This window comes from Paenibacillus sp. FSL M8-0212 (assembly GCF_038004645.1).
Lineage (GTDB): Bacteria > Bacillota > Bacilli > Paenibacillales > Paenibacillaceae > Paenibacillus.
In genome coordinates this window covers 5,992,147-6,006,925 of the sequence record NZ_JBBORP010000001.1, presented here as the reverse complement: position 1 = coordinate 6,006,925, position 14,779 = coordinate 5,992,147, and the positions used below count along the sequence as shown (strand labels likewise).

Sequence of the window (14,779 nt, the reverse complement as noted above, 5' to 3'; positions counted from 1 at the left end):
CAGTTAAGTCGCAATGTAAGTTTATTTTTACATAACAGCAGATGATTCAGATGCCTTATTTTTCTTCGCAAGCGGCTTTTTCCTTAGTGTCCTGTCATACAGATATGGCTTTCCGTGATATTCCCGTGCATGCTTTTGTTTCTGCTTTTTATGTATATCAACCTTGATCTCCAGATTGGCAACGTTATTCTGGAATTCAGCAGCAATTCGTTTACACCATTTCAGGCCACTTTCTTCAGATGCACTGAAATGAACACGTAATAGATATCCATTCACCGTTAATTCAAACTTGTATAAATTCATGATATGTATCCTTTCCATACGGTCATTTTATGCTACACCAAATACGATAATCTGATTATAACAGGAACATACGTTCTGTAAAAGTGATATTTATGATACCCGCAATGCAATAAGGTTCGCTAGACATCTTTGCAAGAGTTCGTTTAATGGTAAAATATCTAAAAATGGTTCATGTTGGGGGATATCATGTATAAACTGATGATCGTAGATGATGAATTGCTCATGCGGGTTGGAATTCGTTCCATGCTGAATTGGGAAGAGTACAATTTCTATGTTGTTGGTGAAGCGGGAAATGGAAAAGAGGCATTAAGCCTTGCACTTGAAGTGATGCCTGATCTAATTATTACAGATATCAAAATGCCGATTATGGATGGGCTACAGCTTATACAAGAGGCCTCCTGCGTACTGAAAACCTGTAAGTATGTCATCCTGAGTAATTTTGACGAATTTCATTATGTGAAAGAGGCGCTAAAACTTGGCGCTTCAGATTACTTGATTAAAAGTGAAATCACCGAATCCTCCCTTATTGATCTCCTGAGCACTGTTGGACAGAAACTGCAAAGTGAACATGTTCACCCAACCAACACACCCTCTATAACACAGGACTATTACAAGAGCCTAAGATATCTAAAGGATAGTTTCTTTCAAGATATTGTAAGCGGATTCATTGGTGAGGAGGATATCGTCACCAAAGCGGAAGAACTGCATTTTCGTATACGTTCGGACCAGTTGGTTGTCATGAAGTTCATCGTGAACTATTACGAGGATGCAAAGCGGAAATATGTTGAGAAGGGGGAAAAGCTGCTCCGATTTTCGATTCTTAATATTATGGAAGAGATCATTCCATCGAAGTGGGAGAAAGAGATTTTTGTTGAAAGTTCCTCTGAATATTGGGTGATCGTTAATGTACTTCCTGAGAGCCAATCTGTACACGCCGACTTGAATAAACTATGTAATAAATTGCTGTCTTCGATCAAGGATTTTATGAATCTGTCGCTGACGGCTGGGGTAAGTAGAATGACTTCCGGTTTCCTTCACATCAGGAAGGCCTGCCAAGAGGCAGAAACGGCTCTAGAACAGGGGTTCTTCACAGGAAGCAACCAGGTGCTGTATTACGATGATATGGTTCAATCCCCAGATCGACATGAAGTTAAGGGGGCTTTAAGCCCGCAACAAGAACGAGATTTGTTGAAGTTGTGGGTAAGCAAAGACAACCAAAAGGCGGAAGAGTTCCTTGAAGGAATCCGATCCAATCTGGAACGGCTACGAGCGGATGAGAATAGCATTCGCAAGCAATATATCATGGTAATGGAAACGATACATTCCCATCTATCCCGAGCTACGGAAAGAGGTGCACCTTCTTTAACAGAGAAATCACCCTATGAAATCGTTCTAAAGGGGGAGTATTGGGAGGATATCCACCAAGATATGCTTGCTCATATTGCGTATTACTTCCAAACCGATTCCCAAACCAAACAGGAAAGCACCTACACCGATCTCGCCACTGAATTGATCGACAAGTATTATGCGGAAGATATCTCACTGCAAAGTATCGCTAGCCAAATCAGTGTGAATCCGTCGTATCTCAGCCGTGTGTTCAAACAGGAACGAGGAGAGAACTTTATTACGTACTTGACCCGAGTTCGAATTGAACATGCGAAGGCGTATCTGTTGAGCAGAGGAATGAGAGTGTATGAAATCGCAGAAAAGGTGGGCTACCATAATTACACGTACTTCAGTAAGATTTTCAAAAAAACGGTAGGGGTCACTCCGGAGGAATATCGAGAATTACAGCAGGGATGAATGTAATCGGTGAATAGAGGTGCAGCATATGAAGCATGTTCGGCCCTTCCGAATCAAGTACAAAATTATGGTGATCTGTATGACGGTCATTATCCTTCCGGTATTGGTGATGACAATCAATTCGTATTACTCCTCAGAGCGGTTGTTGGCACAGAACTATACAACGTTGCTAAACGATCTGGCCAAACAAACGAATATTCGCATTGACGAGTTCCTCAAGGAGATTGAGAAAATTTCGCTGCTAGCCAGCAATGGGCTTAGTGACAATCTGTCTGCGACTCATGAAGGGAGTTTTCCGATCCAGGATTTCCTGCGAGAGGGTGATGAACAACATGAGATTGCCGCATACAATATTCTGATGAATTATATCATGATGAAAGATCGCGTATTCTCCATTTACCTCTACAATATGAACGGGGGGCAAGACCTTTTTGTCAGTCCACATCAACCCATTGATCCAAACTTCAAAGTAGCAAACGAATTGTGGTTTAAAAAGTTCATGCATGATAAGGATCGAACCATTACCCTCACAACACGAATCGATGAGCAATTGGAGAATAAAATACTGGCAGTGTCACACGCTCGCAAAATTCATGATGTGACTAGTGGAAAACTGCTTGGCGTGATCGTTGTCAGCATTGATATCAAATTCATTGAAATCGTCAACCGAAACTTGCAGGAAGGGCTGCGCTCCAGATTCATGATCGTTGATGAGGATGACAAGATCGTATATAACGTGAATGAACGATTAATCGGCACACTGTTCCGGGACAACGTTCGTCCGCCTGAAGCACTAAATGTCGTGGTGACCAGTCCCCTTAGTCAGCAAAAATGGACAACTTACTTATATATGCCTTTGGATGAGCTGACTGCTGATGGCAAAATATTGGGTCGTAATCTGGTGACGCTTGCCATTGTCATTGTTCTTTTTGCTGCCGTCATATCCATCTTTTTATCTCACGTGATCACAACTCCCATTAAGAAGCTGCTACGGAATATCGCTCTAGTCGAGAAAGGTCAGTTTGAACAAGTTGAACCTATTGGCTCCAGAGATGAGATTGGACATTTATCCATTCGATTCAACAGAATGTCACACGAATTGAAGCGGTTGGTCGAACGGATGCAGCAGGAAGAAATAGAGAAAGCTAAGGCCGAGATGCGTGCGCTCCATGACCAGATCAAGCCACATTTTCTGTATAACACCCTTGGGTCAGTGAAATGGATCGCCTCAATGCAACAGGCTGATAAAATCGTGGAAATGACCGATGCACTAATCTCGATGCTTCGCTATGCAACAAAATCCGATGGAACCCTAGTAACCATTCGTGAAGAACTCGATAATATAGCTAATTACGTAACGATTCAAAATGTCAGGTACTATGATTGTATTCAAATGCGATATGAGGTTGAGGATAGACTGCTGGATTATCGCATGCCCAAAATGATCCTGCAGCCCATTGTGGAGAATGCGATATTTCATGGACTCGCTGAACTCGAAGAAGACGGAATCATTACCATTCGGATTCAATCACAGCTGGATGAAGTTGTGATCGAGGTCTGCGATAATGGCGTCGGTATGGATCATCAAACGATGCAGAATCTATTGGAAGAAAAGCCCGGTGCAAGTACGGGAACGAATGGGATTGGATTGCATAATGTGCAACGGCGGATTCAACTTCATTTTGGGAAACCCTATGGAATACAAGTGGAGAGTAAAATAGGTGAAGGTACCATTTTCTCCATTTTGCTGCCTGCCATCATTGAAGCCAAATAGTCATTCATGCTTTCATTTAAGCATCTCATAATGCGGTACAACGATCATAAAAATAAGTTTAGATATAAACAAAGGGCTCGCAGTATGAACTGCAAGCCCTTTGCTTTACCCCTTGACGCTACCTAGCACCAAACCTTTGGTGAAATATTTCTGCAAGAACGGATACACAAGTAAAATCGGAATGGCACCCAAGAACATCTGAGCTGCGCGGCCCGTTCTGGCGTTCATCATGGATAACAGCTGCGTATAATCTGACCCAGATTTCAGCATGATTTGCTCAAAACTTTGCAGAAGGGTCTGCAGGTAGCTTTGTAATGGATAATTGGCTGGATTGTTCATATAGATAATGCCATCGAACCACGAATTCCAGTGGGCAACGATGCTGAACAAACCAACCGTAGCGAGAGCGGGCTTGAGAAGTGGGAGTAGAATACGAAGCAATACCTGTACAGGCCCAGCACCATCGATAATTGCTGATTCTTCAATTTCCTCGGGCAAACCCCTTATGAAATTCATGAGGATAATCATACTGAATACGGGGAGAGCCCCAGGCAGGATTAGAGACCAGATGGAATCGATTAGTCCCATTTTGACGACCACGAGATAGGTTGGAATTAGTCCTCCACTGAATAACATGGTTATTATGAAAAATCCCATATAGATATTACGCCCCATTAATTTTTGTTTGGATTTGGAGAGGGGATAAGCCGTGAGTACGATCAGAACCAGATTCACCAACGTTCCGATAACGGTTCGTTGAATGGCTACCCAGAGAGAGGAGAAAAATGATCCTCCAGTTAATGCAAATTCATAGGCTTTTGTCGTAAATTCCACAGGCCAGAACGTAACACTCCCCGCAGATACAGCCGCGCTGCTGCTGAATGAAACAGCCAGCAGGTTGATAAACGGCAGGATACATAGGAGAGAGATTAGAAGCAATATGGTGTAGTTTATGATAAGAAATACACGCCTGCTCATACTTTTATCATAGATCATAATGTGAGTTCCTCCTTCTTAGAAGATACGATAACCAGCCACTCTGTAAGCCAAGATATACGATACGGCAACCAGAACACTGGAAATGATCGATTTGAATAACCCGACAGCGGTACCAATTGAATACTGTGCCTGCTGAATTCCCAGACGGTAGACATAGGTATCAATAATATCACCGGTCTGATAGACAACAGGGGAGTAGAGATTATAGATCTGGTCAAAGCCAGCATTGAGTACGTTACCAAGCGATAATACAGTCATTAAAACAATGGTTGGCATGAGAAGAGGCAAAGTAATATAGATGGTCTGCTTCCACCGTTTCGCTCCGTCGATCACCGCGGCTTCGTAAAGTCCCGGATCAATACTGGTCAGGGCTGCCAAATAAACAACCGTGCCAAACCCGAAACCTTTCCATATGTCACTCACAATCATCGTCCAAGGAAAAATAGAAGGTGTGCCAAGAAAGGAGATCGGTGCAATACCAAATACACTTAGAAATGTATTGATAATGCCGTCGGAGCTAAGGATATCCAGCATGATGCCAGCCATAATGACCCAAGAGAGGAAGTTCGGAATGTAGACAAGTGTTTGAAATGTACGTTTGATTCCACTGTGCAGTACCTCGTTAAGCAGTAACGCGAAAATTACGGGCACGATTATACCACCGATAATCTTAAAGACAGACATGTACAATGTATTCCAGATCGTTCTTACGAAGTTCGGCTGATTAAATATGTGGGTGAAATTATCCCATCCTACCCATGGCGAGTTAAAGCCGAGGCCCGGATTGTACTTCTGAAATGCAATAATAAGTCCGTAGAAAGGGATGTAACAAAAGATGAAGACCAAGACCAGGCTTGGAATCAACATGAGATGGTAAGGACTCTGCTGCTTCCATTTTCTCAACATTCATATTCCTCCGTTCATCGTACGCCAAATGTAATCGCTATCAAATGAAGGGGAGAGATCCCTTATCCCCTCTTTGTGATAAACGAAATTATTTCTTCCCGTAGGCTTCATTAACTGCCTGGGTTGCGTTATCGCCCCCGGCTGCACGCCAATTCTGGACAATAACATCGAAATAATCGATACTTTCGCTACCCATAATGATCTTGGTGAAACCTTCGGTCAGGATATCATCCAAGGTTGTGCCGTAGCTTGAAAGTACTTCTGGCGTAACACCCCATAAGGCCGTCTTTGTATAGTTCTCGCTGTCCAGTACTTTCTTGGCAAGACCATACGCATTCTTTGGAGCCCCTTGTTGTAAATAATCACCAACTGCTCCTGGAGTTGCATTCTCCATGAATTCAACACTGTTGTTATATTTTTGCCACATACCCGAAGTCGTGAGTCCACTGGTATCCTTGGATTGAAGGGCAGCGGAGACCGCCTCAAATTGCTCGTAATCGGAATTCGGATTAAGTACACGGAACGCTCCAACAACATGGGCAATATCGTTGTCCAGTAAGGCGGATAACGTTTCTGTGGATTCCTTGCCATTGCCTTCATCCACAATATAAGCATAGTCGTTCAAAATTTTGATTACTTCTTCAGGGCTTTTAAATCCCTTTTTCATAACGATATAATTGTTGTTGGCGAAGAAAATGGATTGTTTGGCTTCTTTTCCATCAACGGTAGGGATGATATATGGATAGAAGATGGCGTCCTTACCCAGATTGGATACCGTATCGACACCCGGATTATAACCCCACCACTGGTAGTAAGGCTGCATTCCCACTTTGCCGGCTACGATATCCGCGTTCATCGCATTAAAGTCTTTGATTGCAAATTCCGGATCAATGATGCCTCGCTTGTACCATTCTGACCACTCAGCCAGCGCATTCTTCATCTCAGGCTGCACGGAGCCGTACACGAGTTTTCCAGTGCTATCCTCCATCCACATATCCGGATGCGCATTCCATGCAATGGCGAGCAGGTTGAGGTAATCCAACGATTGGTCTACCGCTATACCATAACCACCGTGCTTTTCCATGAATTTTAGTGCGATATTTTTGATGTCTTCCACAGATTTCGGATCTTGGACTCCCAATTCTTCTTTCCAGTCGTTCCGAATCCAGATGAAGTCTGGTTGTTCAATTAATCCCCAGTGCATCTGTGGTATCCCGTACAGCTTACCGTCCTTCTTTCCAGATTCGTAACTGTCTGCATCTGCTTCCATGTAACCTTTGAGACGATCTGAAGCGTATTGATCAAAGACCTCGGAAAGGTCCATGACCATATCTGCTTCGACTAACTGTCTCAGTTGTGATGGATTAACTCTGAATACGTCAGGAAGATCGTTCGATGCGATAGCCAAATTGAGTTTTGTATCGTACTCATCGCTAACCCAGTCTGTTTTGACGTTGATATTAAACTTCTCTTTGTATCGCTTAATCCATACATTGTTGGTGATATCGTCGCCCTTTGGATATTTTGCAGAAGTGTATTCTGATGTTACGGTGTGAATGGTTGTCGTTCCAGCCTCGTTGGAATCCGTGTCCGTTGTTGAACCTTTATCAGCACCGCTTCCATTGCTACAGGCTGCGAGTAATAAGGTTGACATGCACACAGACAAGACTAAGGCTTTCGTTTTCTTGTTCATTTCTTTTCCCCCTTATCAGTCATATTTCAATAACGCTTACTTGAAAATATTCTAAACGAGAAAGGGGGAACGTGATATAAAGGTTATTGACGAGAACCGGTATCTTTTTTTACTTTTGAGTTGTAGCGGAGAAAAGAATAATGAGCTTTGTGCACTTTTTTTACTTTGTGCGCCTTCTTTTTTTACTCATGACTCCAAAAATTGCTTTAGATGACGATCGATAACGAGTGAATCCTCTTCATTTGCTCCGATTCCAAAGCAGTGTCCCCACTTGGACTCTATAGGTTGATACACCGCGTTTGGCATATGCTTAGCATCATACGCACTATCTTCAGGCGTGAAAAACAAGTCACTTGATCCTGGCATTACGAGTGCTGGAGAAGTGATCTTGCTTAACGCCTGTTCGAAGTTGCCGTCATCTATGGGATTATCGCTTATGTCTCCATAGATTCCTGTACGCAACATGGTAATCAAGTCGTTAGCATCGAAGGGAAGAAATACCTGATCCCAGTAATCTTCTACATAAGATTTCAAGGAGTCGTAACCCTCAGATTGATACAATTTCTCCAAATAGTACGCCTGCGAGAACCCCCATGGAGCATAAGCTCTTCCCATCGCTGCGAGACCGGCAACCGGAGGGCGCTCATATCTACCATTTTTATAATTCGAATCTGCCTGTAACGCCGCGATCATTGCTTCGAATACCAACTGTGTATGGGGTCTGCTCTTTGCCGTCCCGCCAAAGGGGGCAATACGCTCGACCATCTCAGGATAACTGGTTCCCCATTGATAAACCTGCATGGCTCCCAGAGACCAGCCCACAACAAGTTTGATTTTGGAGATACCAAATTTTTGAGTGATGAGTTGATGTTGGGCGCGCACATTGTCATACATGGAGATGAGGGGAAAGTTGTCCTTATCGTATGGGGCAGGGGAATTACTTGGAGAGGAAGATAAACCGTTACCTAACATATTGGGCACAACGATAAAATAACGACTGGGGTCCAGTGCTTTGTCCGTTCCAATTAACCATTCATTATCTGTGTGAATTCCAGCAAACCATGTTGGGACAACAATAACATTGTCCTTTGCCGCATTTAAGTTTCCATAGGTCTTGTAAGCGATAAAGGCTTGAGGGAGCTGTTGTCCCGATTGAAGTAATGTATCTCCAAGGTTATATGTTTCATAATCGTTCATAGATTGATTCTCCTTATAAAATAGTAATAACTTGATTTCACTCTACAATACGTCTATTATCAATTCAACGAAACGTTATCGAACATATCATTCATTTATTTTGAACTTAGGAGTTGCCTGACTCATGGAAATACGCCAGCTAAAAACCTTTTGGACACTTGCATCGACTTGCAGCTTTAGTCAAACTGCTGAATTGTTGAGCTATGTACCGTCTACCATAACCATGCAGATCAAATCTCTGGAAGAAGAGCTTGGTCTGAAATTGCTGGATCGATTAGGCAAAAAGGTTGTGTTAACGGATGCTGGCCAACAGTTTCTGCCTTACGCCACTAAGATATTAAACGATGTAGAGGAAGCAAAGTGCATATCCAGTCAGCACGGAGAATTGGCGGGAACGGTTGTGATCGGAGCAGACGAAGTGCTGTGTGCATATCTTCTTCCAGCCTTGTTCAAACGCTTCCGAGCGGACTATCCTGGTGTGCGGTTATTGTTCCGCCCCTTGTCTGGGCAAGAGCTTAAATCAAGTCTGAGAGAAGGGCATGCCGATGTCGTTTTTGTATTGGATGAGCCTATGAATTCCAAAGACCTACAGTCAGAGTTTTTAAAGGAGGAGACCTTTCAAATGGTGGTTTCTCCCGATCATATGTTAGCATCGCGTTCCGCGTTAGTTATCGATGACTTCCACAAACAGCATTTTTTGCTGACCGAAAAGAACTGTTCGTATCGCACCCATTTTGACCAATCCATAACAAAGAAAGGTGCAGATGCTCTCACAGAGCTGGAGTTTCATAGTGTAGAAGCCATTAAACAATGTGTTGTGGCTGGTCTAGGGATCGCTTTATTACCTGAAATGGCTTTGAAGAAAGAGTTGAGCGAAGGGGAAGTGGTTGCACTGCCGTGGGATTTATCAGATGTATCCTTTTCAGCGCAAATGCTCTGGCATCGGGAAAAATGGATCTCTCCGTCTATGGCTGCTTTCATGGAGGTCGCCAAGAGTGAGTTGATTTGATTGTTCAGAATTTGTTTAGATGTATGTGTTAAAATATTATTCATGGAGATCGTGAGGTTAAATGGAATCAACCTTCAACAACATGATACAGATATATATGGGGGATTAGCAATGGAGAGAAAGATTAGAAATTCTGCAAAAGCATTGATCATTAAAGACGGGAGAATGCTTGCAATGAAGCAGGATGATAATGATGAAGTCATCTACATTCTGCCTGGTGGGAGCCAGAATGCAGGTGAAACCCTGACGGATGCTGTGAAGCGTGAAGTTGCGGAAGAAATCGGAATAGATGTAGAACCATTATCACTGGAATTTGTCATTGAAGGTGTATACGGTGAGGCTCTTCATCGTGTAGATTTTGTTTTTTTATGCGAGTACATAGGTTTGAAGGACCAAGATAGTTCTATTCTGCCAAGTGACGAAAACCAAGTAGAATATGAATGGCTCGAAATTAAAAATATAAACGAACTACCTTTATTTCCTTCAAAATTACGAAAGCAGATCATTAGATTGGTTGAGGGAGAAAAAACGGTTATGTATTTAGGAAATGAGGAAGATGACGACCTGAATAGTTAGATGTGTACACGTCGTAAACAAGCGGCCGTCTTGTATTTATAAAGGAAAGGCTATTTCAAAGGACATGATGATCCAGTGAAATAGCCTTTTTGTCGTTGAACAAAGTGTACAGAGCGATTCAAAAATGAACATCTATGATAAGGGGTTACACTAGGCCAAGAGTTATAGTTCTTGTTGCTTCACGCCTGCTGTCATATTTTTCTGACCCCATATTACCATGGATTCAATTAAAGGAACCAATTCCTTGCCTGATTCTGTGAGTGAATACTCCACTCTCGGTGGCACCTCGTTATATTGCTCCCGATGCACGATGCCGTAATGAATCAAATCCTTCAAACAGTTCGTTAACATCGTTCCGGTAATGCCAGGCAGTCTTCTTTTTAATTCATTGTAACGTATACAGTCATTTTCACTGAGGATTGCCAGGATCGGAAGATTCCACTTGCCTCCAATGACCTGAAATGCATAAGTCGCAGGACATAACTGATCAAAATTAAACTCGTATTTCACTTGATACCCTCCAATAGTATACTTTTTGATACTAAGTCAGAAAAAGAATCGTACTTGTTCAGAAGATTGTAGACATTATAATCAAACTAACACAAGAAAATCAATTCATAAGACAAGATAAAGGCGGGATACACGTGAGTAACGAATCTATGATGTGTGATCTGGAAACAGGAGTATGTGGTGTTAGCGAGGAAGAGGCTATGCAAGAAATCAATCTGAATCACGTTGAGAAAAGGATAACTCTTTATTACGCAACAGATCCGATCTGCTCTCACTGCTGGGCGCTTGAGCCTGTGCTTCATCGGTTTATTGAGGAATACGGTCATTATTTTACGCTGCAAATCAAAATGGGTGGGCTATTGGCTAACTGGAATGGTTTCTCGGATGGCGCTAACGGGATTCAGAAACCTTCGGACGTTGCAGAGCATTGGAAGGAAGTGGGTGAACATTCACGCATGCCCATCAACGGTTCCTTATGGCACGATAATCCAATACTTTCTTCCTATCCGCCATCTCGCGTATTTAAGGTCATTCAGAGTACACATCCTGGGAAAGAGCAGGACTTCTTAAGACGTGCGCGTGAAGCCGTGTTTGTATTTAATCGAAATATTGGAGAAGATGATGTGCTGACGGATATCGTCAATCAACTGGGTTTGAATGGAAAAGAAGTGGTTGAGGCGGCTGCAGAGCAATCTGCACAAGAGTTATTAGAGGAAGACTTTGAGAGTGTCGCTAGTTTGGGAGTTAGAGGTTTCCCATCAATTATCATTGTGAATGAAGAGAACCAGGGTATGAAAATTGTCGGAGCCCGTTCTCTTGAAACATATGTGCAAGCACTTCAGCAGGTGCTCGGTGGTGATCTGAAACCCAAACAGATAACCTCGTTGGAGCAGAAAATCAATGAGGGACACCTTCTTTTTTCTAAAGAAATGGAGGTCTTGTACAATATCGAAAAGACTGATATTGAATCATATGTGAAATCTGAATTGGCAGAGCACACATATCGTATGGGTCATATCTTGAATGAGATGTATATCGAGCATATCTGAGACAGGAAAAACAAGAAATCGAATTAGCACATTTTTACCGAAGGATTATTATCAATATTGATATGAGCCTCGATCCGGTGGGATTTTAAATATTCGCAGGCGACACGGATGTGTTATTCGCACAGGCAAGTCGTCCACCCATTGCGTAGACTGAAGTAGATCAAGTCAAGTGGAGGTGAATTCCATGGCTAAAACCAATGAAATACACGTCCGGGTGAAACGGCTTAAGGATCGCCCAGTCTGCGTGACTCTTCATAATGGCGAGACGTACGTCGGGTACATCTCTGGCGTTAACAGCGAAGGCGTAGTGCTTACCGGGGGCGGAAAGCTTACTCAGGCCGCAATCACAGCACCCTCATCTGAAGGCAGTGCTCGCAAAACCAAACCGAAAGCAGGGGCTACGAGAAAAACAGCATCCGCTCGAAACCGTAAACGGGTGAACAGCACACGTAAGTCGCAAGTACGATCCCGGTCGATGTCTCGCTCAACGTCTAGGCAAGCCCAGGTATCATCTTTCATGCCTATGCTAGGTTCATTGTTAGGTGGCTTTGGCGGTGCAGGCTCGATTGGAGGTATGTTAGGCGGTGGTATGCGTTTGTTTGGCATGATCCAGCGGTTTACACCTGTGGTCAAAATGGGGTATGGCATGATTAAGCAGATTCAGCCATTTATGGGGGCAGTTCAAGGGCTGATGACTCCAGCGAGCCAAGCAGCTCAGGCTGAAACCGAAGGGGAAGAGGAAGCACAACAAGGATAATACTTGAAATGAAAATCGTGAAATAGAACACAACCTTCGTTGCATTTGGGAAGGAAGCATTGCTAGTATGTTGGGTGATTTGATCTTTTTCTGATCTGATCTGTTTTGTTCTGTTCTGTTCCTTATCTTCTCCGCTAGATGCTTCACTGCAAGCTGCTCTCCGTACGCCAAACGGAGGGTGGCTTATTTGCTTGTGCTGTATATGAGGAGCGAACCAGCTCGATTTAGCATGCTTGCTCAGTGCTAACGAACCTCAGAAACCTTATTCGGCTAAATATCAAGACATTAAAATTCTAACGAACATGACAAACCCTATTCGCTGCAAAATGTAAGATATAGTGTGAAAAAGGGGCTGATTCTGCAGTATAACTTCTCCTGTGTTCGTTAGAATTAAAATTCGCCCGAATCGGGTTAAATAAGACTCCCTCTGTTTGTTAAATTCGTTCGTTGCGAGGAATAAAAATGAGGTTTCAAATACGCGTCTAACATCTAACTTTGGAATTGTGTAGTTCGGCGGACTACCCTCATACAGCAAAAAGCACCGCGCGCTGGAAGCTGCACGCGGTGCGAAAAACAATGCTGATGTTGCAGAGTAGGAGAAAATTCTATCCCGCTCTTATTATTTATTATGCCTGTTTGGTTTTGAGGCGAATGACGTTCCACGACGCTTTGTTCAGTACAGCTTGCACTTTACCTTGATCCACGGTTGTGTGCCCGCCGTTGTGCGGAATGACATTGCGTGGGTTTTCTTTCGTATTGGTTGCTTTCAGATCGTTATTCTCTAGTACGATATGTTCCACAAATGTGGTTTCTCCGAAGGAACGCAGGTCTACGTTAAGTTCCAACTGCTCATCCAGATGTCTGTTCACCGCAAAGATTGTGATCGTGCCGTTCTCTTCATCATGCACACTGATCGCTTCGAGATAAGGCACATCTGTAAAGTCTTTGGAATCATATTTAGGTGAAGTTGTGATGGATCGCAACACCGTACCACGACCGAAGTTGGATGCATGCATGAACGGGAAATACGTCGTCTGGAACCAGATCGCTCCGTTATTTTCTGTCATGATTGGTGCAATGGTGTTAATCAACTGAGCAAGACAAGCCATTTTTACACGATCGGCGTGCTTGAGTATGGTAATCAGGTAACAGCCCACGGCTAGTGCATCTTCATGTGTGTATACATCTTCAAATTCAGGAGGAGCAATCTGCCACCGTTCTTCCATACGGCTTGTGCCAATGGATTTCCAGACATTCCATTCATCCAGAGACAGCATCAATTTTTTCTTGCTGCGTTTTTTGGCTTGTACAAAATCACAGATCGAAGCCACACTATCAATAAATTGATCCAGATCCAGCGATGTCGCCAGGAAGTCATACGTGTTGTCTTTGTTATTATTGTAATACTGATGCAGGGACAAGTAGTCCACATTTTCATAGGTGAGATCCAGTACGGTTGCTTCCCAATCTGCAAATGTACTCATGTCACGGCTGGAACTGCCGCAGGCCACAAGCTCGATCTCAGGGTCTACCCATTTCATCGCTTTAGCGGTCTCATTAGCAATACGTCCATACTCATGTGCGGTCATCGCACCAATCTGCCATGGTCCGTCCATTTCGTTACCAAGACACCACGTTTTGAATTTATGCGGGTCCTTGTAACCATGAGAGATACGCAGATCACTCCAGTATGTGCCAGATGGGTGGTTGCAGTATTCGACCAGGTTTCTGGCCGCATCAATGCCCCGAGTACCCAGATTTACAGCCATCATCACTTCGGTTCCAACCAGTTTGGCCCAATCTGCAAATTCATTTGTTCCTACCGCATTCGTTTCAATCGTCCACCATGCCAGTTCAAGTCTGCGTTTACGCTCCGCTACCGGACCAACGCCGTCCTCCCAATTGTAACCGGATACGAAATTACCGCCCGGATAACGAACGATGGGCACGTTCAAAGCCTTGATCGCTTCAATGGCGTCCTGACGGAAACCTTGAGCATCCGCCGTGGGATGACCTGGATCATAAATACCGCCATATACTGCGCGTCCAAGATGTTCTATAAATGAACCATAGACACGTGGATCAACTTCAGCAATCTGAAAATCTTTATCAATAAGCATTTTGGATGTAAGCAATGAGAAAACCTCCATAGAATTAATTTTAGGTGTGTAAGAAAATTTATTTCACGCTGAGTTCGCATAAA

13 protein-coding genes are annotated in these 14,779 nt (G+C 43.4%); 6 read left to right on the top strand and 7 right to left on the bottom strand.

Annotation, left to right across the window (positions count from 1 at the left end; genetic code table 11):
• Positions 1–27 precede the first annotated feature (27 nt).
• A complete protein-coding gene (locus tag MKX68_RS26265; RefSeq protein WP_340914675.1) occupies positions 28–303 on the bottom strand; it encodes a hypothetical protein in 276 nt (91 codons plus the stop codon).
• A 186-nt stretch (positions 304–489) separates the two neighbouring features.
• Here MKX68_RS26265 and MKX68_RS26260 point away from each other — a divergent pair, with 186 nt between their 5' ends.
• Complete coding sequence (locus MKX68_RS26260) at positions 490–2,106, top strand: helix-turn-helix domain-containing protein (RefSeq protein WP_340914674.1); 1,617 nt, start codon at positions 490–492, stop codon at positions 2,104–2,106.
• A gap of 28 nt (positions 2,107–2,134) precedes the next feature.
• A complete protein-coding gene (locus tag MKX68_RS26255; RefSeq protein WP_340914673.1) occupies positions 2,135–3,880 on the top strand; it encodes a cache domain-containing sensor histidine kinase in 1,746 nt (581 codons plus the stop codon).
• Positions 3,881–3,985: 105 nt separating this feature from the next.
• On the opposite strand, the gene MKX68_RS26250 is transcribed toward MKX68_RS26255, so the two are convergent.
• The 4 genes from MKX68_RS26250 to MKX68_RS26235 all read right to left on the bottom strand — a co-directional run bounded on the left by MKX68_RS26250 (position 3,986) and on the right by MKX68_RS26235 (position 8,675).
• Complete coding sequence (locus MKX68_RS26250; protein WP_124114740.1) at positions 3,986–4,876, bottom strand: carbohydrate ABC transporter permease; 891 nt, start codon at positions 4,874–4,876, stop codon at positions 3,986–3,988.
• Positions 4,877–4,894: 18 nt separating this feature from the next.
• The gene (locus MKX68_RS26245) at positions 4,895–5,785 is read right to left on the bottom strand and encodes an ABC transporter permease (RefSeq protein ID WP_036615758.1); all 891 of its coding nucleotides are present in this window, start codon (positions 5,783–5,785) and stop codon (positions 4,895–4,897) included.
• A gap of 88 nt (positions 5,786–5,873) precedes the next feature.
• Complete coding sequence (locus tag MKX68_RS26240; RefSeq protein ID WP_340914672.1) at positions 5,874–7,478, bottom strand: hypothetical protein; 1,605 nt, start codon at positions 7,476–7,478, stop codon at positions 5,874–5,876.
• 186 nt (positions 7,479–7,664) lie between these two features.
• Entirely contained in the window at positions 7,665–8,675 is a 1,011-nt protein-coding gene (locus tag MKX68_RS26235) for an alpha/beta fold hydrolase (protein WP_340914671.1), read from the bottom strand.
• 124 nt (positions 8,676–8,799) lie between these two features.
• Between MKX68_RS26235 and MKX68_RS26230 the strand changes: the two genes are divergently transcribed.
• On the top strand, positions 8,800–9,684 hold the full coding sequence (locus tag MKX68_RS26230) for a LysR family transcriptional regulator (protein ID WP_340914670.1): 885 nt from the start codon (positions 8,800–8,802) through the stop codon (positions 9,682–9,684).
• A 111-nt stretch (positions 9,685–9,795) separates the two neighbouring features.
• On the top strand, positions 9,796–10,260 hold the full coding sequence (locus MKX68_RS26225; protein WP_340914669.1) for an NUDIX domain-containing protein: 465 nt from the start codon (positions 9,796–9,798) through the stop codon (positions 10,258–10,260).
• A 162-nt stretch (positions 10,261–10,422) separates the two neighbouring features.
• Here MKX68_RS26225 and MKX68_RS26220 read toward each other — a convergent pair whose 3' ends face one another.
• Entirely contained in the window at positions 10,423–10,770 is a 348-nt protein-coding gene (locus MKX68_RS26220) for a winged helix-turn-helix transcriptional regulator (RefSeq protein WP_340914668.1), read from the bottom strand.
• Positions 10,771–10,904: 134 nt separating this feature from the next.
• Here MKX68_RS26220 and MKX68_RS26215 point away from each other — a divergent pair, with 134 nt between their 5' ends.
• The gene (locus MKX68_RS26215) at positions 10,905–11,819 is read left to right on the top strand and encodes a DsbA family oxidoreductase (RefSeq protein WP_340914667.1); all 915 of its coding nucleotides are present in this window, start codon (positions 10,905–10,907) and stop codon (positions 11,817–11,819) included.
• Between the two features lie 184 nt (positions 11,820–12,003).
• A complete protein-coding gene (locus MKX68_RS26210; RefSeq protein ID WP_339783872.1) occupies positions 12,004–12,576 on the top strand; it encodes a hypothetical protein in 573 nt (190 codons plus the stop codon).
• Positions 12,577–13,202: 626 nt separating this feature from the next.
• Here MKX68_RS26210 and arfA read toward each other — a convergent pair.
• Positions 13,203–14,696: an arabinosylfuranosidase ArfA gene (arfA, locus tag MKX68_RS26205; RefSeq protein WP_340915513.1), complete on the bottom strand. Its 1,494-nt coding sequence runs from the start codon at positions 14,694–14,696 to the stop codon at positions 13,203–13,205.
• Positions 14,697–14,779 lie beyond the last annotated feature (83 nt).